The sequence below is a fragment of the Microcoleus sp. bin38.metabat.b11b12b14.051 genome, from assembly GCF_013299165.1.
In the GTDB taxonomy this organism is placed as follows: domain Bacteria; phylum Cyanobacteriota; class Cyanobacteriia; order Cyanobacteriales; family Microcoleaceae; genus Microcoleus.
Genome location: NZ_JAAFKD010000051.1, coordinates 1 through 22,810, shown reverse-complemented (window position 1 = coordinate 22,810; position 22,810 = coordinate 1). Strand labels below are relative to the sequence as shown.

The window sequence follows — 22,810 nt, the reverse complement described above, 5'->3', positions numbered from 1 at the left end:
CTGTGATTCAGACTTGTAGATTTCAAGGTAACAGCGCAATGGCTTTTTTCCGTGAGGCTATATCTGCCCATTCTTGTAACTTTTTCATGCCTTCTTTGATTCCCCAATTTTAGACCTGAATCCTTACGACAATCCTAGCCCACAGTTCAAATTCAAGAAGCAAGATAAAATCGGCTTCGGGATTTACATTGACAGCGCCCTGGACTCCGAACAGGATGCCGATAAGCTAGCAGAATACAAGCGCCAGCGAGAAATAGAAAAAGCCCTGCGTCTAGAAAAACAGAAAGCCAGGCTAGAGAAATCGCTCTCTGTCACAGACCGCGACAAAGAAATCAGAGCAATATTGCAGCAGTTAACCCTCAAAACTAAGGACAGAGAGGATTTGAGGCGACGTGGGCTATCAGATAAACAGATAACCGAGGGGATGTTCCGCAGCGTCGCACCTTACGGAAAACTGAGTAAAGCTATCAGCATCAACCTTGCCGGAGTATCTGCCGAAAGTCGCGGCAAATCGCTCACGAACCAAGAATCAGGGTACATTTGCCCGGCTTGGGATTCTGCGGGGCTGATAGTTGGCTGGCAACTTCGATTAAGCAATGCCGGTGATAGCGGCAAATACAAGTGGCCGACTAGCAGATGGAGGAAGCAGCCAAACGGCCCCACCTCTCACCTGCAAAATGGAGAGATGCCGATTACGGTGTGCCGACCGATAGTGCCAGATTCAAGCTTTAATTCGATCGGCCTGGCTGAAGGAATTTTAAAGCCGTGGATTGCGGCCCAATTAAGTGGCCAATTTTTTATCGGTGCTGCCGGGGGGAACTTTGCCAGCAGCCCTCAAATTTTCAAAGCAGAACTCGATAAACTCTCAGCAGAATTGAAAACTAAACTGGTTTTGCTGTATCCAGACGCAGCCACAACCAACAACGAGCATTTAATGCGCTCTCATGCGAAAACCTACAAACTACTGAAGCAATGGGGATACAATCTCCAAATTGCTTGGTGGGGACAGATTGAGAAATCTGATATTAGCGGCATTGACGATTTGTTGGCGACGGGGGAAGCCGAGAAAATTACCTATTTATTCTGGGAAGATTTCGAGGCGATCGCAGATAGCAGAGCCGCTCAATCCTTGAAGATGCTGGATGGGATTATTGGCCGCAAAGCCAAACGAACAGTTAGCAAAAAAGTTACTAGCATACCACTAGACAAAGGTGTTAGTAATCCTATCGATTACTTTGCAGGCGAACGCATAGCAACTTGGAAAAGTAGCGCCACTAACCACAAATTCATTATTGATTCTAGTAGCACCGGCACTGGAAAATCTTATGATTCTGGCCTCTGTGAGCCAGCCGATTTTGATGCCTATCGCATCATCTATATCAGCAATGATCACAGAAACGCAAGCACGCCCTCACTCAGAAACTGGAGTGATCTAGAGGCCCGCCACAAGGGGCTTACCATTGATAATTTAGGTAACTGGAGACGGGCTAAACTTGACGATCGCATTGAAGTTACAGCGAGCTGCGATCGCACAGATTTGAGCGCAGTATTACGCGAAAAAAACATTTCCGGCAGTGACACCGCTGGCTTGATGTGTCCGACGTGCCCTCAGTTTGAGGGTTGTCGTGCTGGTGTGAAATTTGGCTTTTTAAATGCCAGAGCCGAAACTCTAAAAAGTGAGAGATTGCGATCGCATCCTGATAGCCTTCCCCCGATCGACTCATTTCAGTATGCCGCTGAGGACAAAAGCAAAGGCACAATCTTAATCTGGGAAGAGTGGAGCGAGAGCCTCAAATATCAGAAAGAAATTACGGTTACAGATGACGATGTGGCTCATATAACCTCCATGCTGCTTTCAGGGGATGCTGAAGGTTTCGGACTCACTGAGTTACTAATTAAACTCTGGGAATTACTGGCCGGGAAGCATGACTTAGGCCGCTGGGGATTAGCACACACCAATCTACTCGAAAGCCTGACCCCACTTTTAAACGGGGAAATTAATTTTCAGGCGATCGCAGAGACAACCAATCCAAATGAGAAAGTTCAGGCAATTCTGCACGGTCTGAGCGAGCACGGTGTTTCGCTCCAGGACTTGCCATCCAACCTGAGAAAAAGTCTCGCGGCCTCTGATTCACAGCTAGCTGACAAAGCTCAAGAAATTGCCAAGCAATGGCTACTACCTTTCTTGCAGGTGCTGATGGGCGATCAGCCTGGATATCTAAATTTGAATCGGGGAGTGCTTTCGATCACACTTGCCGATAAGCGACTAATCGAGATTGCCCATGCGGCCAAAGCAAATATTTTCCTTGATGCGACGGGTACTCCTCAAAAATTAGCCGCAATGCTAGGACTTGAGACTGATGACATTTTGCACATCAGACAAAAACAAGCGGCATCCAAGAAAGCGAAGATTCAAATCAAACAGGTAATTGACCACGGCCGACTCGGAATATGCCGGGGCAAAGAGCAAGCTCGGGCGATCGAGGCAATAGTGGCATCAATTAGACAAAGCGACCCAACAGTGGCAGTGATTGACTTTAAAAAATTTACCGCCGGGGAAGCGCTGAACCTAAAATGGTTCAGCGAGTCGCGCGGGTCGAATATCGCCGAAAAATCTAATACTCTAATCCTAGTCGGGGCCCCGTGCCGACCAATCAGCACGCTGGCTGCTGAATTTACTCTGCTTTACGGGCGATCGCCGAACCTGACGAGTGAGGAAATGCCTCGGCAAATGCTGCTGAATAAGCCAGTGCCAAAAGGTGAATCAGGCATCGTTACTTCTCGCGAATCTGTGGATGAAGATTTTCGCGACTACATATATAAAGATGTATTAGCCAACATTCATCAAGGAATGGGCCGATTACGAGCAAATCGGCGTGGTAGCGAGAACCTGACAATCTACTTCATCAGCAATTTTGTGCTCGACCTACCAGTGGAGCTTGTGAGAGCAGTTGACATTTCAATTGAGGCCGCTACACCCATCCAGAAGCTCGAATTGGCGATCGCCCGGTTCGCCCAAGAAGCGAGGGGCAGGAACTGGAAACTGACTTTGAGTGCGATCGCAGATTACTGCAAAATCAGCAAGCAAAGGATGAGCCAACTAATTCGAGAGCTTGGCTATGCCACGGTGGATGAATTCAAAAAAAGTCTAGTTGCGCTAGTAAGTTCTACTAGCGCAACTAGACAAAATTCCAAGAAATACATTCCGCTGTCGGCAGAAAAAGAAATTGAATTGTGGGCGGCTCAAATTGGGATATTACCCAAATCCGTAATTTTTGCCCTTTTAGAGGGCATCGGAGAGCATTTTGAGGTGCAGTTGAGGTGCAAGCTTCCTGCGTGGGGGGAGTTGAGGGAGTTAACCCAAAGCCGATGGCGGGATTTGAACCCGCGACCGACCGATTACGAATCGGTTACTCTACCACTGAGCTACATCGGCAAGACGATTATGAAGAATAGCACAAATTAAACAAAAAAGCAATGAGCTGTAGAATTTCAGGAAAAACTCCACAACTCAAAACTCAGACTTAGTTAAACAGCAAGTTCTCCGTCTGGTGAGCCATTTCGGGCGCCGGAATAAACTAAACCCCGCTGCATATCCAGCGTCAGCATCGTGCCGTCCCGAATTACCCCCATGGCATTCTCTACGCCCACCATCACCGGCACGCCCAAACGCAAACCGATAATCGCGGCGTGAGAAGTCAAACTTTCCTCTTCCGTCACCACACCGGCTGCTTTGCGAATCATCTCCACAAACTCGGCGCTGGTGCGTTCCACTACCAAAATGTCTCCCGAGTGGAAATTCGCTACATCCGCAGCAGTGCGAGCAACCCTCGCCATGCCACTTACTGATCCCAAGCCGACACCGGTGCCTTTGCCTAACACTGCTGTCACTACTTCAATTTTGATCAAATCGGTCGATCCGGCAACGCCTTGTTGAGTACCGGCAGTCATGACTACTAAATCTCCGTCGCACAATAACTCTTTTTCTTGGGCGACGTTGATTGCAGATTGAAATGTCTGACCTGTGGAGGGCAAATCTAGGACTAGCAAGGGTTTGACTCCCCAGACTAATTGCAGTTGTCGGGCTACGTCTACGTGGGGAGTAACGGCCAAAATTGGTGTTTTGGGTCGGAATTTGGAGACGTTGCGGGCTGTGGCGCCGGTTTTGGTCAGCGTCATGATGGCGGCCGCGTTTAACTGTTCGGAGATTTGGCTGACTGCTTGGCTGATGCCGTTGGTGATCGATCGACCGACATCTTCTACATTTCTAATATTGCCCCTAATTCCTTCCCTCTCGATGCGGACGGCAATTCTCGCCATCGTCGCCACCGCTTCGACTGCAAAGTTGCCCACAGCCGTTTCATTCGAGAGCATTACCGCATCAGTTCCGTCGAGAATGGCGTTAGCCACGTCGGAAATCTCGGCGCGGGTAGGACGGGGATTGTTGACCATGCTGTCGAGCATCTGGGTAGCGGTAATCACCGGAATCCCCATGCGGTTGGAAGTCGCAATCAAGCGCTTTTGCAAAATCGGCACGTCTTCGGCGGGCAGTTCCACGCCCAAATCGCCGCGGGCGACCATCACGCCGTTGCAAAGGGCGAGAATTTCTTCCATTTGTTCGATCGCCTCGTGCTTTTCGATCTTAGCAATCACCGGTACTTGCTTGCCCGCACTGGCAATCAGTTCTTTAATTTCGAGCATATCCTGGGGATTCCGCACAAAGCTCAGAGCCACCCAATCCACGCCTTGGTCGAGGCCGAACATTAAATCTTTGCGGTCTTTATCCGTGAGCGCCTTAATTGACAGGTATACTCCCGGAAAATTTACGCCTTTGTTGTTGGAAAGCGGCCCGCCGACGACCACGCGGCAGTAAAGTTCTCCCGCGCCGCGGTCTACTTTTTCGACGCGCATTTCCACTTTTCCGTCATCCAGCAGAATCGTGGCTCCCTCTGGGACTTCCGCAGCTAGGGTTTCGTAGGTGACGGAGGAAATGAGCTCTGTGCCAACAACCGGGCGGCTGGTCAAAATGAAAGGATCGCCGTTTTTGACAACTATAGAGCCTGTTTCAAAGCGCCCTAAACGAATTTTCGGGCCCTGGAGGTCTTGGAGGATGGCAACCGGTTGGTTGAGTTCAAAGGACGTTTGGCGGATTAAGCGAATGCTGCGCTGGTGGTCATCTTCTGTTCCGTGGGAAAAGTTGAGTCGCAAAGTTGTGGCACCAGCTTCTATGAGGTTGCGCAGCACTTCTGGGTCGGATGTGGCAGGGCCAATCGTGGCTACAATTTTAGTTCGGCGTAGGGCTTTTGGCGGTTGCATGAATTGAGATGGGGTGGCTGGAGGATTTCTTGTTTAAATTTCGGCTAACGTTTCATCTTTCACTACAAGCAATGACGCTAGTCTGAAGTCGTGACATCCTCCCGACGCTCACCCTCGATCGGGTATAGCGCGGGCTTCCCAAGATCGCTCTTGAGTTTTCCTGCTTCACGGGGGTTCCCAGGCAACCTTCCTCCACAGGCAGTATCACCGTCTGTCCAACGGCTACAAGACCTCGTTGCTCTATGACTTGAGCCGCAGCAACATCTCGGTTTGTTGTATATCCACATTCACTGCAATGATGTACCCGTTCGCTGAGTTCCTTTTTGCCAGTATGGGCTCCACACTGAGGGCAGGTTTGACTTGTGCCATGAGGGTCAACTTTGGCGAAGTAGACACCACGCTTCCAGGATACCCACTTGAGGATTTCCAAAAAGCTGCCCCATGCAGCATCCAAACAATGCTTTGCCAGCATTCCACGACTGGTCATCTTGAGGTTCAAGTCCTCAGCGAAAATCATCTCGGCAATGTCACAAAGTTTGTGAGCCGTCAGTACGTGAAACTCACGTCTAATGTTGTAAATATGTTCGTGCAGTGAGCGAATCTTGGCTTGAATTTTACGGTAGTTGGCAGAACCCTTTGTCTTGTTTTTCAATTTGCGTTGCAGCCATGTAAGCTCGCTTTGCAAATCCACGAAAAAGCGAGGGCGTTCTATCAATTGACCAGTCGATATAGCCAAGAACTTTTCCAGACCCAAATCAATCCCGATGGGTTCGCCATGTGGCATTGGTTCGGGAACATAAATATCAGCTTGCAGAATCAATTGGGCATACCAACCCGATGCCTTGAACACAACTCGAACTTGCTTGACCTCAAACCCATCTGGGATTGGTCGATGCAGGTTGATGGGCATTGCTCCAACTTTCGGCAGCTTGATTTCAAACCCGTTAACCGGATTCGATTTGAACTGCGGAAACACAAAGGAGCGATACTGACCAAACTTCTTGAACCGAGGGAATCCAAACCCTCTCTCTTGCATGAATTTGAAGGACTTATCCAGTCGTTTCAGGGCATCTTGCAAAACTTGAGAATGAACTGCCTTCAGTTCTCGAATCACCTCTTTTGCTTTGGTTAGTGCGTTTTGCTGTTTGTAGTAGTGGGGATACGGCGTGTCAGCAGGGATGATGTATTCCTGCCTGATACTGCAAGCATTGACCGAGCACTTACGCGAATTCATCCAGTCCTTGCGCTCTGCCAATGCGTAGTTATACACGTGGCGACATTGCTCCAACCAGTCAAGCATTTGGGCTTCCTGGTTAAGTTCTGGGTAGATTCGATAACTGTAAGTCAAGTTGAACATATCAATATTCTAAGAGATTTATACCTTCCGTTAGAACCGATAGATAGTGTGTCGATTTTCGTGGCATCGAGCCCTTGAATCGACGCTCTTGTGTCCATGTATCCCAACGCTCACCCTCGATCGGGTAGAGTGCCGGACTTATATCCCCCGAGCCCCGCATCAGTTAAAAATTTTGATAGCGGTCAAAACAGCAGGCATTGACCACTATATAGAATATCTGACTTTTTACCGATCGGTAATCTTTTCTTGGCGATCGGCTTTTTGATTAAATATTTCCGCTCCCAGGCTTGACATAAATACATATTTACCCATTTGTATGAGTTGGGCTGCTTTGCCTTTGGCTAATCGAGCATTGGGATCGTTTCACAGCAGCAATACTTTGCTTCTGGTGCCGATCGTAGTTTATGGCGATCGGACTCTGTTTTTTCACGAAACTTTACTATTGGGAGACTTGTATCTTATACTACGCAAGTGTGAAATATTAAGGAGTGTTAACAAAGATGTCGGAGGCAGGACGGCCGCTGACAGTGCCGAAAGAGTTTCTGAGTCCTCCGGGTGACTTGAATCCGACGCTGCTGTTGTTTTTGAGTGCATTAGCGATTATCGCGATTTCCTTTGTGGGTTACTGGTACGGAGAATGGCCGGATTGGTGTTGTTTTTCGCTGAACGTGCTGGCGTTGCACATGGCTGGAACCGTGATTCACGATGCGTCTCACAACGCGGCGCACCGCGATCGTACAATTAACGCTATTTTGGGACACGGTAGCGCGCTGATGTTGGGCTTTGCTTTCCCGGTATTTACGCGGGTACATATGCAGCATCACGCCCACGTTAATGACCCAGATAACGATCCAGACCATTACGTTTCTACTGGCGGGCCTCTGTGGTTAATTGCTGCGAGGTTTTTTTACCACGAGATTTTCTTCTTTAAGCGCAAACTGTGGCGGAAATACGAACTTTGGGAATGGTTTTTCAGCCGTTTGTTTGTGATCGGAGTGGTTTATATCTCAATTCAATACGACCATTTAGGTTATGTGCTGAACTTTTGGTTTTCTCCTGCTTTGGTAGTGGGATTAGCCTTGGGGTTATTTTTTGATTATTTGCCGCACCGTCCGTTTCACGAGCGCGATCGCTGGAAAAATGCCAGAGTATATCCTAGTCCAATTCTGAATATTTTAATTTTGGGACAGAACTATCATTTGATCCATCACTTGTGGCCTTCAATTCCTTGGTACAATTACAAGCCAGCCTACGAAGCTGTGAAGCCGCTGTTAGATGAAAAGGGTTCTCCTCAAAGTCTGGGAATATTGGAAGGTAAAAAGGACTTTTGGAGTTTTATATATGACATCTTTTTAGGGATTAGGCTGCATCACAAGAAAGCCACTGATTGACAAAAAATCCGGTTTCTTCGAGAAGCCGGTTTTTTTATGTTTTTTATCTAAGCCAATCCCCACCAGAAAAGGTAAGCTAAAATAAATATATCGGCTGGAGAAGCCTATTTCAAGTCAGCCGATCGCAACTGCCATGACCCAAATTACTCTCGACCGCCTCAAATTATTGACAAATTGCCAAAGCTTCTGCTTGATATTCTGTATCGTTTGCCATTTCTGAAAATTCGGCATATATCACTCGATCTGGCTTGAGACTTGCTAAATGTTGATGTTCGCTATTTTGATCGATTACCTCAGCACCGTAGGCAATACAAGCCAGAATATCATCTCGCTCTATACTTGGATACTGCTGAATAATTGATTCGATAGTTGCTCCGCTAGCTAGGCAATCTAAAATCAGGGAAACCCTGATGCGATGTCCCCGTATACTGGGCTTGCCAAAACATATATTCGGATCGGTCGAAATCCGAGATAATAGATTTGTTCTGTTCATAAAACATTCTCCTCTACTCCTCTACTAAGGAGGGCACAAAAGATTTGCCTCTTCTAATATCGTTTCCGGTTGGATCGGAATGATTTAACCGCAGAGAACACAGAGAACACAGAGAAAGGGAAGAGAGAGATATATACAGGACGATGTTAACGGATTTGATATAACTCAGTTAAAAATAAACCCACCAGCCATGGTGGGTTTACTCTTGAATGAATCAAAAAGTGATTTTATTATTTTTCCGCAGCAACCGCAACGGCTAAATTCCAATCGGGCCGCAAATTTTGAGCTCCGCGCAAATAAGGATGATAAATTTCGCGGTGTGCGGGCCAATTGACGTGAATTAAAAAGCGGATGCAGCGTTCTAAAGCACCCTTCACGTGCATTTGCTGCACGTCCAACAAAGGTACATTACACCACCGGGAGCGTTCGCGGGCGATCGCAGCCGGAAAGATAGCATCCAAATCGCGGGTAACAGAAAACGTAACACTAATTATTAATTCCGGATCTAAATTATTTCTTGTTTCTAATTCATCTAACAGTTCTCTCACCGCTTCTCGAATTGCTTCTACCGAATTATCGCTGGCAGTTGTTGCCCCGCGAATCGCCCGCACTTGCCAATCCACGCAAATATTCTCCATTTTTTATCAGTTGTCAGTTGCTAGTTGTCAGTTGTTAGTTATCAGTTGCTAGTTGTCAGTTGTTAATTGCAATTACCAATTACCAATTATCAATTACCACTGCCAACTGACTACTGCCAACTACCAACTGACTATTTAATCACGGGCGATACAGCCACAACGGTAAACCGCTAGTAGAAATCTCGAATTCCAGCAAATTTTTGTAAGCTGAAAGCCCGGATGTATCAAGACTACTCCCCAAGACGCGATTTAGGAAAGGTTTTTGTTTTTCTAGGGTGCAGCATTCAGTTTTTTCTGGGTCGAGGCCTGCGAGTTCGGCTGTCCATCGGCGAGCGTCCTCTTCTGTGCCGAGTCGATCGACCAAACCCAATTCTAAAGCTTGCTGGCCGGTAAAAACGCGACCGTCGGCAAATGTTTTGACCTTTTCAACGGTGAGTTTCCGGGCTTCGGCGACGGTTTCGACGAATTGCTGGTAGCTGCTGTCGATCAAATCTTGCAGAATTTGCTGTTCTGGTTCGGTCAATTGTCGATCGAATGCCAAGATATCTTTATAGGGCCCGGATTTAATCACCTGAAAAGAAACGCCGACTTTTTCCAACAACCCTTCTAGATTGTTACCCCGGATAATCACGCCAATGCTGCCGGTAATTGTACCAGGATTGGCAACGATATGGTGAGATCCCATGCCGATGTAAACTCCGCCAGAAGCTGAAATATTGCCGAAACTGGCGACTATTTTGATTTTTTCGCCCAAACGCTTCAGGGCGCTGTAAATTTCCTGGGAATCGCCGACGGTGCCGCCGGGGCTGTCTATCCGTAGCAGCAAAGCGGGAAATTTGCGTTCTTCAACGGTTTTGAGGGCTTCTAGCAGTCGTTTGCGGGTATCTCCGGCGATCGCGCCGGTGACTTCGATACGGGCGATTTGTTTGCGGTAGCGGGGCTTGAATGGCCAAATCATGGGCAGTTTACAGGCAATGTTACGATTTTTTGTAGCTAACTTATAGTGTGCCTTATCTGAAGGAAGAGGGAAGAAGGAAGAAGGAAGAAGGAAGAGGCGATTAAGGAAGAGGCGATGAGACTCAAGAAACCGGGTTTTTTAGCGATATTCACGATTTGAAGCAAATATCTGGGTTGAAAAACCCGGTTTCTGGCCACCCGATGAGACTGAAGAAACCGGGTTTTTTACGGATATTAAGGGTTTGAGGCAAATATCTGGGTTGAAAAACCCGGTTTCTGGCCACCCGATGAGACTGAAGAAACCGGGTTTTTTACGGATATTAAGGGTTTGAGGCAAATATCTGGGTGACAAAACCCGGTTTCTGGCAAAGGAGCTCGATCGCGCTTAACCCACCTTCGATATATAATTGGAAAAATTGCTTAACAAATCTACATCATTCCCGAGAGTGCCACTCTCATCAATTATTTGGAGCCCCCGCCATGCAGCTAAAACTCACCGATTCTAAACTACCCTTCGCCCCGCTGTTACTCATTGCGCCGTTTTTCCTGTGGGGAACCGCGATGGTAGCCATGAAAGGGGTGATGCCGCACACGACACCGCTGTTTGTAGCTGTCGTGCGTTTAGTACCTGCGGGCGTGTTGGTGTTGCTGGCGGCGGCATTGATGGGAAAACAGCAGCCGCAGGGTTGGAAGGCTTGGCTGTGGATTTCGCTGTTTGCGTTAGTTGACGGTACTTTGTTTCAAGGCTTTTTAGCCGAAGGTTTGGCGAGAACCGGTGCGGGTTTGGGTTCGGTGATGATTGATTCTCAACCGCTAGCAGTGGCGATTTTGTGTTTGTGGCTGTTTCAAGAAAAAATAGGTTTTTGGGGCTGGTTGGGCTTAGTAATTGGCGTTATCGGCATCAGTTTGATTGGGTTGCCGGATGGCTTTATTGTGGGGTTATTTCATCCTGAAAGCGCGCAGGTTTTTGCGGGTATCGAAAGTGTATTTCAGGGCGGAGAATGGTTGATGCTGTTGGCGGCTTTGTCGATGGCGGTGGGTACGGTTTTGGTGCGCTGGGTTTGTCGTTATGTTGACCCGATTGTGGCGACGGGCTGGCACATGATTTTGGGCGGTTTGCCGTTGTTGGCGATTTCGGCGGCTACTGAGTCTGGGCAGTTTGTGAATATCGATTTTTCGGGATGGATGGCTTTAGGTTATTCTACAGTGTTCGGAAGTGCGATCGCCTACGGTTTGTTCTTTTATTTTGCATCAAGCGGCAGTCTGACGAGTTTAAGTTCTCTGACATTTCTGACTCCGATTTTTGCTTTGCTGTTCGGCAATTTGTTGCTGGGTGAGGTATTGAATCCGCTGCAATCGATGGGAGTTGGGTTGACTTTGGTGAGTATTTATTTGATTAATCAGCGGGATACTTTGGCTGAGAAATTGGGGAAAGGGCGGAATGGTGCAGCGAATTCTGATGAAGAAGTGCAATTATTAGAATCTTCGGAGTTGAATACAGTTGAAGTTCCCGTACAAGTGCGGGCTGCGGAATTGGAATCGGAGGTTTAGGTATTTGGATATGGTTTATTTAACCTATCTGTAATTATCTTTGGGTTATTAGTGTTGAGAAATACTCGCTTTCCCGATAGTCCGACAGGGAATTAATTCCCTGTCTCATAGCTAAAGTCCTCTGAAGAGGACTGAAAAACGTATGATTTTTACTAGCGTTTCACGGACGCGGTGCATTCGTTATCGATGAAAGAAACTGTGTTAATTTTATTAGCAAAATTCAATAAATTCTGAGTCCTCTTCAGAGGACTTTAGCTTTGAGGCAGGGGTTTAAACCCCTGCCGGAATGTCGGACTGCGCGCGGATTCAAACCACTGCCAGACGGCGAATTAATGCTAAATCCCGCCTAATTCCTAACTCGCAGGTTCAGTATATTCGCAAAAAATATTCAGACTAATTTTGAGCAGATACAGAACAATAATAGTAGCAATACTAGGATCGATCGGGATTCCAGACGAAGCGCCTAAGCCGACAACAGCAACAATTAATCCGGTAAGTAAAGGCGCACTCCCAGGGTTTTTTGTGTAGTCTTTGAATTGGGCGCGCAAGCCATCATTGCCGCAGAGTTCCGCGCGGAGAACTTTTAGCGTGGTTTGCCACAAAGATTTGCGGTTGTAAGATTCAAGATTGTGTTTTTCACACCACAAATCATCAAAACTGGTGTCAAGTCTGCCGTTATGTTTTTCTAGTATCGCCAAGGCTGCTTGGGCGGGAGCGTAATCTTGCAACATCATGCGCTTTTCATTCATTTCGGCGGGAGTCAGTATTGGTTCCATATTATTTCGCGGGTAAGTTAGTTAAACAATTGTACTGATTATACCAGTCAGGATTTACGCACTCCGATCAGAGAAACCGGGTTTTTTCCCGAATCTACGCATCGCAACGAATATTTTCGTAAAAACCCGGTTTCTGAGCCCCCGCGTCACACCAAGAAACCGGGTTTTTTCCCGAATCTACGCATCGCAACGAATATTGTCATAAAAACCCGGTTTCTGAGCCCCCGCGTCACACCAAGAAACCGGGTTTTTTCCCGAATCTACGCATCACAACGAATATTGCCATAAAAACCCGGTTTCTGAGCCCCGGTGCGTAAGTTCTGTCACAATTAATCTGTTCCCTCCTCCTCTATTTCACTGGCTTTCTGAATAACTGAAAACCAATTTTCCGAACACTCATCACCCGTAAACTCTCGCCAAATTATCTTAAACTGACTGTCTCCCAACTGCTTGAGCATCCGCCCTAAATTGTTGATATCCGAGTCAACCCACTCTTGATTATGCTTGATGTCAATGGCTAAGGCGCGAAGGTAAATTTTCGCGGCTTCAGTCCAATTTAATTGCGCTTCCAGGGTTTCGCCCCATGCAGTTAGGGTGAAGGATGCTTTGCGCCAATCATTTGCTGCGCTTCTGGCTTCAAATGCTTTTTGGAAATAGGCAACAGCAGTCTCAAAATCTCCTTGTTCTTTGGCAATTAGTCCTAGTCCTTGATACTCGTCTGAAGCATTGTAGAAATCCCCCGCATCTTCTTTAATTTGGAGAGCTTTGTGGTAAAAGGGGATCGCGTCCTCAAACCGCCGTTGCTCTTTGGCTACCCTTCCTAGTTGGTGATAGCAGCTAGCAGCATGGTAGAAATCCCCCGCATCTTCAAAAATTTGGAGAGCTTTGTGGTAAAAGGCGATCGCATCGTCAAACTGCCGTTGCAGTTGGGCTACGATTCCTAGTTGGTGATAGTCGCTAGCAGCACTGTGGAAATCCCCCAAATCTTCTTTAATTTGGAGAGCTTTGTGGTAAAAGGCGATCGCATCGTCAAACCGTCGTTGCTCTTCGGCTACCCTTCCTAGTTGGTGATAGACAACAGCAGCACGGTAGAAATCCCCCGCATCTTCAAAAATTTGGAGAGCTTTGTTGTAAAAGGCGATCGCATCCTCAAACCGCCGTTGCTCTTGGGCTACGATTCCTAGATGGTGATAGTCCCTAGCAGCACGGTAGAAATCCCCCGCATCTTCAAAAATTTGGAGAGCTTTATTGTAAAAGGCGATCGCATCCTCAAACCGCCGTTGCTCTTGGGCTACGATTCCTAGTTGGTGATAGTCGCTAGCAGCACGGTAGAAATCCCCCGCATCTTCAAAAATTTGGAGAGCTTTGTGGTAAAAGGCGATCGCCTCCTCAAACCGTCGTTGCTTTTGGGCTACGATTCCTAGATTGTGATAAAGAATAGCAATCTTGTCATTCACCGAGAGGTCATTTAAGGCTGTCAATTCATCCAGGATTTCTTGATAAATGGCTCTTGCTGTTTCCAATTCGGCACTTTCAAGAGCTTCATTTGCATCCACTTGCCGCAGATACCTCCAGAAATCCAAGGCGTATTGCCCCTTTGCCTTTGCTTGTGCCAAGTGGAAGCCAATTTGATTCAGCGCCCTTTCTCGCAGGGACTTAAATTCCGGTTTGCGCCCCAATCGCTCATATACCTCCCCCAAGGCTTGCAGAATTGCTTGAGCTTGAACCCATTCTTCCTGCTTTTCTGCCAGTCGTAAGTGTTGGAATAGGTTCGGTTCTTCCACTCGCAGCACAAAGGTTGCCAATTCCGCATTGCTGATAAGTTCTCTATTGTATTTATTCGCCAACATTGCATAAAAAACCAGCAACTTTTTTTCTAGGGTATTGATTACCTCCTGCGAACCTTTTTTGTCTAACTGTTGTCGCAAATACCAAGGCAGTGCCGGGTGAATTTTATAAATACTTCCTCCCCAATCTTCTAGAATTCCCGCAGCAGTCGCTTCATTCAAGAGTCCAATCCAATCCGATTTCTGCAAATTTTCTCCAAATACCGCCACATATGCTTGTCCGTATCCATCATCAGGACTTTCTGAAAAAGCATGAAGCCAATCTGCATCAACTCGATCGCAAAATAGCCCTAAAAACGGCAAATGCTGCCGCGCCCGTGCCGACAAATTAGCAAACGAATAATCCAGCGACACCGTTAGAGATTTCTCTCTCCCTTCCTCCTCTGCACCCTTGAAAGTATCCAATCCCCGCCGCAGCGCCTCAATCAACTGCACCGGAGTTTGCGTCTTCAAATGCCGCAACACCACCCTCAGCGACAGCGGATGTCCGCCCAACAGTTTCAGCAACTCCAGATATTCTTTGGGCAATTTCGCCCTGTCAACCCCCGCTTCCCGCAGAATCCGCGCCGCCAACTCTTCCGCATCCGGCTTTACCAATCCCTTCAAACTCCGCAGCGCGTAACCGCAATCCAACCAATTTTCCTCGCGCCGACTGGTAATCAACACCCAAGAATTTCCCCCGCGCAACTCCTTGAGAAATTGCTGCAAGCTTGCTCTTTCCGCAGCCGATAAAAGCGGCTCATTCCCCTGCGGAAACCCATTCACCGGTTCAAAATTATCCCAAATGAGCAGACAAGAATTAGCTTGCAAATGTTGTTTTACCAACGCCTGCTGTCTTTCCGGCGACAGCGACGCGAATTTTTCACCGCCCAGTTTCCTGCCAATTTGATTGACTACCTGACTCAACCCCGCACCGCGTTCAAAAGAAGTGAAGAAAACGCCACCTGTGCGCCCCTGAGTATCAGCCAACCACCGCGCAAACCCTCCTACTAACTCAGTTTTCCCAACGCCGCCCATCCCCTGCAACAGCACGATATGATTTTGGCGAAAAGCTCTTTCCAAGCACAAAATATCGTAATCTCGCCCAATAAAACCATAGGCGCTAACTTCAGGCAAATCAACCAGTAACCCCGAATCAATCACAGATGAATTATCAGCTTCCCCCATCAAATCTGCAAAACTGGGAGTTGTAGTTTTGGGCCGAAAAGGCGTGTATGGTTCCTGCTGATACAGCACCGGCACCAGCCAATCTTGCAGCGGTAACATCCCTTTGGGACTGGGGCGCTGTTTGTCTATGGACATAGATTTGCGCCCCGCCGCCACAGCAGAGGCGATGTCTTGTCCCCGCACCAATTCCCCGTACAGCCTTCCCATGAAGTGTTTCGCGCCTTGGGCGTAAACGGAATAAGCCATTGCTACCACGCCCTTTGCACCCAATTTCACCAACTGTCCCGCCACGGAAGAAAAGGCTTCTTCCCCAGCTTGTCCCGACTTGCAAGCATTGAGAATAAAAATCGGCACGCGGCAATCTGTCAAATATTGGGCAATTTCCCTAGCAGTAACTATTTCCGGGTTGCCATCAATATCTTCAAAGACTAAAACGCCTTCTCCCAAATTTCCATATTGAGTTTGAACGGTTTTGCTGTCAGCTTGAAAATCGCCATGTCCGTCAAAATGAACGATATGATAAAAACCTTTGCGGGCGTTAAGTTCTGCTTCAAACTGCTTTAAACTGGGCGGACGCAATACGGTAAGATTCACCTGTCTTTGAATAGGTTTCAGGGCCTCCAACATCGGGCGGGCGATAGTTTGAAAATTAATATCGCGTTCTCCGTAGGGTCGAGCAATTACGAGTAAAATATTTAATTGTTCGTCAGACATTGTACCCAATTCTGCCCGAACAGCATAATTGCTAAGACTGCGATACATCCCCGCCAGCAAAGGTGCGAGAAATTGATAATCTGGCGCAAACAGCAATTCCCAGGGCAAATTGAGTACGGCAGAATCGTCGGAAACAATGCTAATTTCGCACTTATCCAATCCGTCTCGCGTCGCTTCCTGAAAAAACTCCCGCGCTTTGTCGCTGCTGCGAAATACTAACTCAAATAGCTGTTGTCCCCAAGCTTGCAACTGCTGTTCAATTCTTTGAGCATTTTCCGGTTCGAGTCCGTAGGGAAAGCGCAGATATTCTTCGAGATACCAGCGCAATTTGTCTAAGACTTTGCTGTCAAAGGGATGTGCAAAGGTGACAGGAGGGGCGTTTCGGGGTATTGCACGGCCGCGCTGCCAGGATAGTTGGATGAAATCGCCGTCGTGATTAATGCGTAGGTAGTTTTCTGCCATGTTTTTTGTGGCTTGATTAATTTATATTATATGAGGATTTATCCATCGCAGCCAAAGAAACCGGGTTTTTGGGAATTTTTGTGCTGTGACGAGGTATTCTCGCAAAAAACCCGGTTTCTGACGACTTGCGCGGAAGTCCTGATTCATTATTCAGGTGTGTTGATATTGATTCGGGATAGTTTGGCTAACGATAGTCTGTTGTGTAATTCTTGTAGGGGCAATCCCCCCGTGGTTGCCCCAATCCGGAGTAGGCACGGGGGCACTACCCCTACATACCTGTACAAATCATTGTTTAACAAAAGATAAAACTTGTTCGCTTTCGCCAAAAAATTGCTGTCGTTCAAGGGCGATATCTAAGATAATTTTGGTATAGCAACCGCCACATCGGTGAGGACATAAATAACTTCATGAATAGAGCCGATACCCGTACTGCATCAATGGTTTGATTCCCGTTATGCAACTGTCAACTGTCAACTGTCAACTGTCAACTGTCAACTGCTATATCTAGCAAGATTTTCATAGATTGTGTTTCTCCTTCAAAGCTTCCCATCTAGCTTCCTCTGCATCGAAGTCAGGCGGGACAGGCTGAGTATTCTCAAACAAACCTTGAAATGCTTTCACCTTCGTTTTAAACTTCGTCTGAGGTGTCTCAGGTATCGCACTTTCCGACTCGCTAGCTAGTGTAACCGCATCAGCCACTCGCCAAACGACGATTTCCACATCTCCGGGCGGCATATCCACGGCTTCCAAAACTACCAAGTTGCCAGTTGCATCGATTTTACCTCTAAGTTTGTATGCTTGCATACTAATCTCCTAAGTTTTGTATCTGTATATTTTATGTTACCCTAAATGCTAAAAGGCGATCGCAATATCTACCCATTCATAATTATCTTCCTAATTTCCCCGAAAGTCAATTCCCTGCGAAATAATTCCACTTGCTAAGATTCCCAGAATCTTATCGACATCTTTGAGATAATATTCAGTCAAATCGATATAAATGACACTTCCTTCTAATTTGATAAATTTCCAAATACTCCCCGTTGTCACCGCCCCATAAATTGCTAAAATTTCATTACCTGTACGTTCATTAAATATCCTTGCGGCTAACATTTCCGCCACGCACTGTCCTAACCCAGCATTAATATTTTCCTTTTTAGCTTCCACCAAGGTAATTATCGGAGCACTAACAAATAGTATTTCGGGTGAATCGCTAATAATGAAGTCACAAATGCCATTTAATCCCCTGGCGCTATCAACGTCAAACTCGACTCCCGAAAATAAATTAATCCGTTCTTTTAGCTGTCTTCTCAAATCGATTAAAATTGGGGAAATAATCATTTCCGATCGCGCTTTTTCACTGTTGCTGGCAAGGGCTAAAGGTACATTGTAGCGGAGAATCTCGGTTAACAATGCGCTGCTTGCTAATTCTGGTATATCTCCGAATAGATCGACGGTTTCGGCAGTTGTCAACTCAAAGGTTCGTTTGACTCTTTCTAAGGTGAAATCGCTGTAGGGCATTTTGCTGGTTTTCCGATAATTTAAAAAATAAAAGAGAATATAATCTTAGTGTAGTCATTGTATCTGCGATCGCATGAATCTCAAAGAACGCCTCCACAGCCACCTCATCCAAATTGTACGCGATCGCAATCCTTACATGGCATCCGCAGGACATTTCTATGTCCAGCAATACATTCGCGAAGAGTTGGGACAGTGGGGCACTGTAGAAATCGATGATTTTACAGTGCGCGGGCGAATTCATCACAATTTCATCTTGGACTTACCCCCCCTCAATCCCCCCCTTGGTAAGGGGGGGAAGCAAGAGAATCTACTCCCCTCCAAAAAGGTAAGTAAGCAGGGGTTGCCGGCGATTATAATAGGCGCTCATTACGATACTGTGCCGGGGACGCCTGGGGCGGATGATAATGCTACGGGTGTTGCTGTGTTGCTGGAACTCGCAAGGGCGATCGCACTTCAACCGCTAAAATATCCAGTACAGTTAGTTGCCTTCGATATGGAAGAAGCTGGTTATTTTGGAAGCAGCCATCATGCTGCTAAATACAAGCAACAACAACAGTCAATTCGGTTGATGATATCTTTGGAAATGTTGGGTTATTGCGATCGCACTCCCAACTCCCAAAGCTATCCGACGGGACTGAAATATTTTTATCCAAATACTGGCAATTTTATTGCTTTAGTTGGGAACTTGCGGACTGTGCGCGATATGATTGCTTTGAGCCGAAATATCCGCAAAGTCGGTCAACCTTGCGAGTGGTTGCCCGTGCCGAATCGAGGTTTAATTGTCCCGGATACTCGCCGCAGCGATCATGTTCCTTTTTGGGATAATGGTTATCCGGCGATTATGGTGACGGATACTGCTAATATGCGGAATCCTCATTATCATAAACCGAGTGATAAGATTGAGACTTTAGATTTGGATTTTCTGGCGGGTGTTTGTGGGGGCTTGGTTGAGGCGATTAAATATATTAGATAGTTGACAGTTGACAGTTGACAGTTGACAGCGTTGTTTTGAAAAATGGTATTTTTGATTATTGATATTTTGGTAGATTATATTTGATTTATTTAAATAACCGCGAAGAAAGAAGAAAATGAGGAATAAAGATATGAATGCTGATTTTCCCGATCGCACTTCCTGGCAATTCTGGATCGATCGCGGTGGTACTTTTACTGATATAGTTGCCCAGAAGCCAGACGGTAAGCTAGTTATTCACAAGCTGCTGTCGGAAAACCCCGATCGCTACAGCGACGCAGCAGTGCAAGGAATCCGCGATATTTTGGGGATTGGGGCGGGGGAATCGATACCAGCGGGCGACATCGCAGCGATTAAAATGGGTACGACGGTGGCGACAAATGCTTTACTGGAACGTAAGGGCGATCGCACTATTCTACTAATTACCAAAGGTTTCGGCGATGCGCTGAGAATTGGCTATCAAAACCGCCCGAATATTTTCGCCCGTCACATTGTGCTGCCCCAGATGTTGTACGATCGCGTTATTGAAGTTGCAGAACGTTACAGCGCCCAAGGTGAAGAGTTAACTGCTGTCAATCCCGATTTTATCCCGGCTTTGCAGCAAGCCTACCATGAGGGAATTCGCAGTTGTGCGATCGTCTTTATGCACGGCTACCGCTACTCGAAACACGAAAAACAAGTCGCTCAAATAGCCAGAGAAATTGGTTTTACTCAAATTTCAGTATCTCACGAAGTCAGCCCGCTGATGAAATTAGTTTCGCGGGGAGATACTGCGGTTGTCGATGCTTATTTATCTCCTATTTTACGCCGTTATGTCGAACAAGTAACCAGCCAATTATCCAATCTCAACCAACCGGATGCTGTAGGGGCGGGTTTAGCGAATAATTCACAACAAAAACAGATAATCCCCGAACAAAACCCGCCCTTCCCCATCCCGTGCCCGCCCTCCCCAAAATTAATGTTTATGCAGTCGAACGGCGGCTTAGTAGATGCCGCGCAATTTCAAGGCAAAAACAGTATTTTATCCGGGCCTGCTGGGGGAATTGTCGGCGCAGTTCAAACCAGTAAAAAGGCTGGTTTTGACAAAATCATTACCTTCGATATGGGCGGAACTTCGACAGATGTTGCTCATTTTAATGGCGAATATGAACGCGAATTCGAGACAGAAATTGCAGGGGTGAGATTGCGATCGCCCGTGATGGCAATTCACACTGTAGCAGCCGGTGGCGGTTCGATCGTCTTTTTTGACGGTGCACGCTACCGCGTCGGGCCGGAGTCTGCGGGCGCAAATCCAGGCCCCGCTTGCTATCGGAAGGGCGGCCCTTTGACGGTGACTGATTGCAATGTGATGTTGGGCAAAATTCAACCGGCTTTTTTCCCGAAAGTGTTTGGATTGACGGCAGATTTGCCGATCGCCCCTGACGTAGTTAAGCAAAAATTTGTGCAGTTAGCGGGGGAAATTGGGGGCGAGAAGACACCGGAACAGGTGGCGGAGGGGTTTTTGGCGATCGCGGTGGAGAAGATGGCTAATGCGGTCAAAAAAATCTCGTTGCAGCGTGGTTATGACGTTTCCGAGTATACCTTGTGCTGTTTCGGCGGTGCGGGGGGACAGCACGCTTGTGCGATCGCCGATAGTTTGGGTATGAAACGGGTGTTTATTCACCCTTTCGCGGGGGTGTTATCCGCCTACGGTATGGGTTTGGCTGATGTGCGGGCTATTCGCGAAAGGGCGATCGAGCAAGAATTCTCTTTAGAATTAATCTGTTATTTGCCTAATATTTTAGCGCAATTGGAGGCGGAGGGAAAGAGGAATTTGAACCGCAGAGGCGCAGAGGGCGCAGAGGGAGAGAAAGAGGTTTTGGTTGTGAGGAAGCTGCATTTAAAGTATCAGGGAAGTGATTCGGTTTTGATGGTGAATTTTACTGGGAGTATTGGGGAGATGCAGGCTGAGTTTGAAGCAGCACACCGACAGCGTTACAGTTTTATTATGCCGGAAAAAGCACTGATTGTCGAAGCAGTTTCGGTGGAAGTTGTAGAAACAATGGATGTACTGAATAATTCTACAACTTCCCCTTCCCCATCTTGTGGCACGGGCATCTTGCCTGTGCCGGATCAATCAACAAATCCCCCATCTTGTGGCACGGGCATCTTGCCTGTGCAGCCAATTTCCACCGTACAAATGTATGTTACTGGTGAATGGCGGCAAACGCCTGTTTATCAAAGAGACGATTTGCGATCGGGCGACTGCATTAGCGGCCCGGCGATGATTGTTGAAGCAACTGGAACTAATATCATTGAACCGGGTTGGGAAGGGGAAATCACCGAAAATAACGATTTAATTTTGAACCGCAGATCCACACAGATAAATGCAGTTAATTCGCATTCATCTACGGTTGAATCAGATCCAGTTTTGCTAGAAATATTTAATAACTTGTTTCGGGCGATCGCGGAACAGATGGGTGTAACATTGCAAAACACAAGTTCCTCTGTCAACATCAAAGAACGCCTCGACTTTTCCTGTGCAATCTTCGACAAAAACGGGCAATTAGTTGCCAACGCGCCACACATTCCCGTGCATCTCGGTTCGATGAGCGAAAGTGTTCAAGCTTTAATCTTAGCACAAAGTCATAGAATTAAACCGGGCGATGTCTATCTTTCTAACAATCCCTACAACGGTGGCACGCACTTACCAGATATCACCGTTATTACTCCAGTATTTGATAAGTCTTCCTCGCTTCCATTATTTTATGTAGCCTCGCGGGGACACCACGCCGACATCGGTGGCATCACACCCGGTTCCATGCCTCCCAACAGTAAAATAGTCACTGAAGAAGGCGTCTTGCTTGACAATTTTCAGCTAGTGGGCGAGGGCAAATTCCGAGAATCAGAATTACTAGAAATTCTCACATCCGGGGATTTTGCGGTTCGCAATATCGCACAAAATATCGCCGACTTACACGCACAAATTGCCGCCAACAATCGCGGTTTAGCAGAACTGATCAAGATGGTAGAACATTACGGTTTAGCAACAGTGCAAGCTTATATGGGTTTTGTGCAAGACAATGCTGAAGAATCCGTGCGGCGCGTAATTGAGGTTTTGACAGATGGCGAGTTTACTTATCCGATGGATAGCGGCGGAAAAATTAAGGTAGCTATTACAATTAATAAGTCGGCGCGCAGTGCAAAAATTGATTTTACTGGCACATCTCCCCAGCAATTCAACAATTTTAATGCTCCCGCTGCGGTGTGTAAAGCGGCTGTGTTGTATGTTTTCCGCACCTTAGTAGATGACGATATCCCTCTGAATGCGGGCTGTTTGAAACCTCTCGAAATCATCAATCCCCCAGGCTGTATGCTGAATCCACGCTATCCGGCGGCGGTGGTGGCGGGAAATGTGGAAACTTCGCAGAATATTACTGATGCTTTGTATTGTGCGCTGGGTGCGATCGCATCTTCCCAGGGCACGATGAATAATTTCACCTTTGGAAATGAGCGCTATCAATATTATGAAACAATTTGTGGCGGTTCGGGTGCTGGTGCAGATTTTGATGGTACAGATGCGGTGCAAACTCACATGACTAATTCGCGTTTAACCGATCCAGAGGTATTAGAATGGCGGTTTCCGGTGTTGTTAGAAAGTTTTGCAATCCGGG

The 22,810-nt window shown here is 47.0% G+C and carries 15 protein-coding genes and 1 tRNA gene; 4 read left to right on the top strand and 12 right to left on the bottom strand.

Translation table 11 applies throughout. From position 1 onward, the window contains the following. Positions 1-1,511: 1,511 nt before the first annotated feature. From QZW47_RS29195 to QZW47_RS29175, 5 genes are all read right to left on the bottom strand, one after another. Positions 1,512-1,724 (bottom strand): hypothetical protein, encoded by a 213-nt coding sequence (locus QZW47_RS29195; RefSeq protein ID WP_293135698.1) that lies wholly within the window; start codon positions 1,722-1,724, stop codon positions 1,512-1,514. 1,235 nt (positions 1,725-2,959) lie between these two features. Next, positions 2,960-3,100 carry a hypothetical protein gene (locus tag QZW47_RS29190; RefSeq protein WP_293135695.1) on the bottom strand — a complete coding sequence of 47 codons (141 nt, stop codon included), beginning with the start codon at positions 3,098-3,100 and terminating at the stop codon, positions 2,960-2,962. Positions 3,101-3,364: 264 nt separating this feature from the next. Beyond that, positions 3,365-3,436, bottom strand: a tRNA-Thr gene (locus QZW47_RS29185). Between the two features lie 92 nt (positions 3,437-3,528). Beyond that, on the bottom strand, positions 3,529-5,316 hold the full coding sequence (gene pyk / locus QZW47_RS29180; RefSeq protein WP_293135692.1) for a pyruvate kinase: 1,788 nt from the start codon (positions 5,314-5,316) through the stop codon (positions 3,529-3,531). Between the two features lie 52 nt (positions 5,317-5,368). Next, complete coding sequence (locus tag QZW47_RS29175; RefSeq protein ID WP_366930950.1) at positions 5,369-6,616, bottom strand: transposase; 1,248 nt, start codon at positions 6,614-6,616, stop codon at positions 5,369-5,371. 557 nt (positions 6,617-7,173) lie between these two features. Here QZW47_RS29175 and crtR point away from each other — a divergent pair. Next, positions 7,174-8,064: a beta-carotene hydroxylase gene (gene crtR / locus QZW47_RS29170; protein WP_293135704.1), complete on the top strand. Its 891-nt coding sequence runs from the start codon at positions 7,174-7,176 to the stop codon at positions 8,062-8,064. Positions 8,065-8,227: 163 nt separating this feature from the next. Here crtR and QZW47_RS29165 read toward each other — a convergent pair whose 3' ends face one another. The 3 genes from QZW47_RS29165 to sppA form a co-directional block, all read right to left on the bottom strand. Continuing rightward, positions 8,228-8,557, bottom strand: a complete 330-nt coding sequence (locus tag QZW47_RS29165; protein ID WP_293135685.1) for a DUF433 domain-containing protein — start codon at positions 8,555-8,557, stop codon at positions 8,228-8,230. A gap of 230 nt (positions 8,558-8,787) precedes the next feature. Further along, positions 8,788-9,195 (bottom strand): chorismate mutase, encoded by a 408-nt coding sequence (aroH, locus tag QZW47_RS29160; RefSeq protein ID WP_293135682.1) that lies wholly within the window; start codon positions 9,193-9,195, stop codon positions 8,788-8,790. A gap of 139 nt (positions 9,196-9,334) precedes the next feature. Continuing rightward, the gene (gene sppA, locus QZW47_RS29155; protein WP_293135679.1) at positions 9,335-10,153 is read right to left on the bottom strand and encodes a signal peptide peptidase SppA; all 819 of its coding nucleotides are present in this window, start codon (positions 10,151-10,153) and stop codon (positions 9,335-9,337) included. A gap of 479 nt (positions 10,154-10,632) precedes the next feature. Between sppA and QZW47_RS29150 the strand changes: the two genes are divergently transcribed. After that, positions 10,633-11,703, top strand: coding sequence for a DMT family transporter (locus QZW47_RS29150; RefSeq protein ID WP_293135677.1), 1,071 nt, complete (start codon positions 10,633-10,635; stop codon positions 11,701-11,703). A 353-nt stretch (positions 11,704-12,056) separates the two neighbouring features. Here the strand turns inward: QZW47_RS29150 and QZW47_RS29145 are convergent, their stop codons facing one another. The 4 genes from QZW47_RS29145 to QZW47_RS29130 form a co-directional block, all read right to left on the bottom strand. Further along, on the bottom strand, positions 12,057-12,479 hold the full coding sequence (locus QZW47_RS29145) for a hypothetical protein (RefSeq protein WP_293135675.1): 423 nt from the start codon (positions 12,477-12,479) through the stop codon (positions 12,057-12,059). A 329-nt stretch (positions 12,480-12,808) separates the two neighbouring features. Further along, positions 12,809-16,669 carry a tetratricopeptide repeat protein gene (locus tag QZW47_RS29140; protein ID WP_293135673.1) on the bottom strand — a complete coding sequence of 1,287 codons (3,861 nt, stop codon included), beginning with the start codon at positions 16,667-16,669 and terminating at the stop codon, positions 12,809-12,811. A gap of 516 nt (positions 16,670-17,185) precedes the next feature. Further along, positions 17,186-17,473, bottom strand: coding sequence for a hypothetical protein (locus QZW47_RS29135; protein WP_293135671.1), 288 nt, complete (start codon positions 17,471-17,473; stop codon positions 17,186-17,188). A 90-nt stretch (positions 17,474-17,563) separates the two neighbouring features. Next, a complete protein-coding gene (locus tag QZW47_RS29130) occupies positions 17,564-18,187 on the bottom strand; it encodes a hypothetical protein (protein ID WP_293135669.1) in 624 nt (207 codons plus the stop codon). Between the two features lie 73 nt (positions 18,188-18,260). Here QZW47_RS29130 and QZW47_RS29125 point away from each other — a divergent pair, with 73 nt between their 5' ends. Both QZW47_RS29125 and QZW47_RS29120 read left to right on the top strand, forming a co-directional pair. After that, complete coding sequence (locus QZW47_RS29125; protein ID WP_293135666.1) at positions 18,261-19,160, top strand: M28 family peptidase; 900 nt, start codon at positions 18,261-18,263, stop codon at positions 19,158-19,160. 130 nt (positions 19,161-19,290) lie between these two features. Then, a partial coding sequence (locus QZW47_RS29120) for a hydantoinase B/oxoprolinase family protein (protein WP_293135701.1) occupies positions 19,291-22,810 on the top strand: 3,520 nt, incomplete at its 3' end.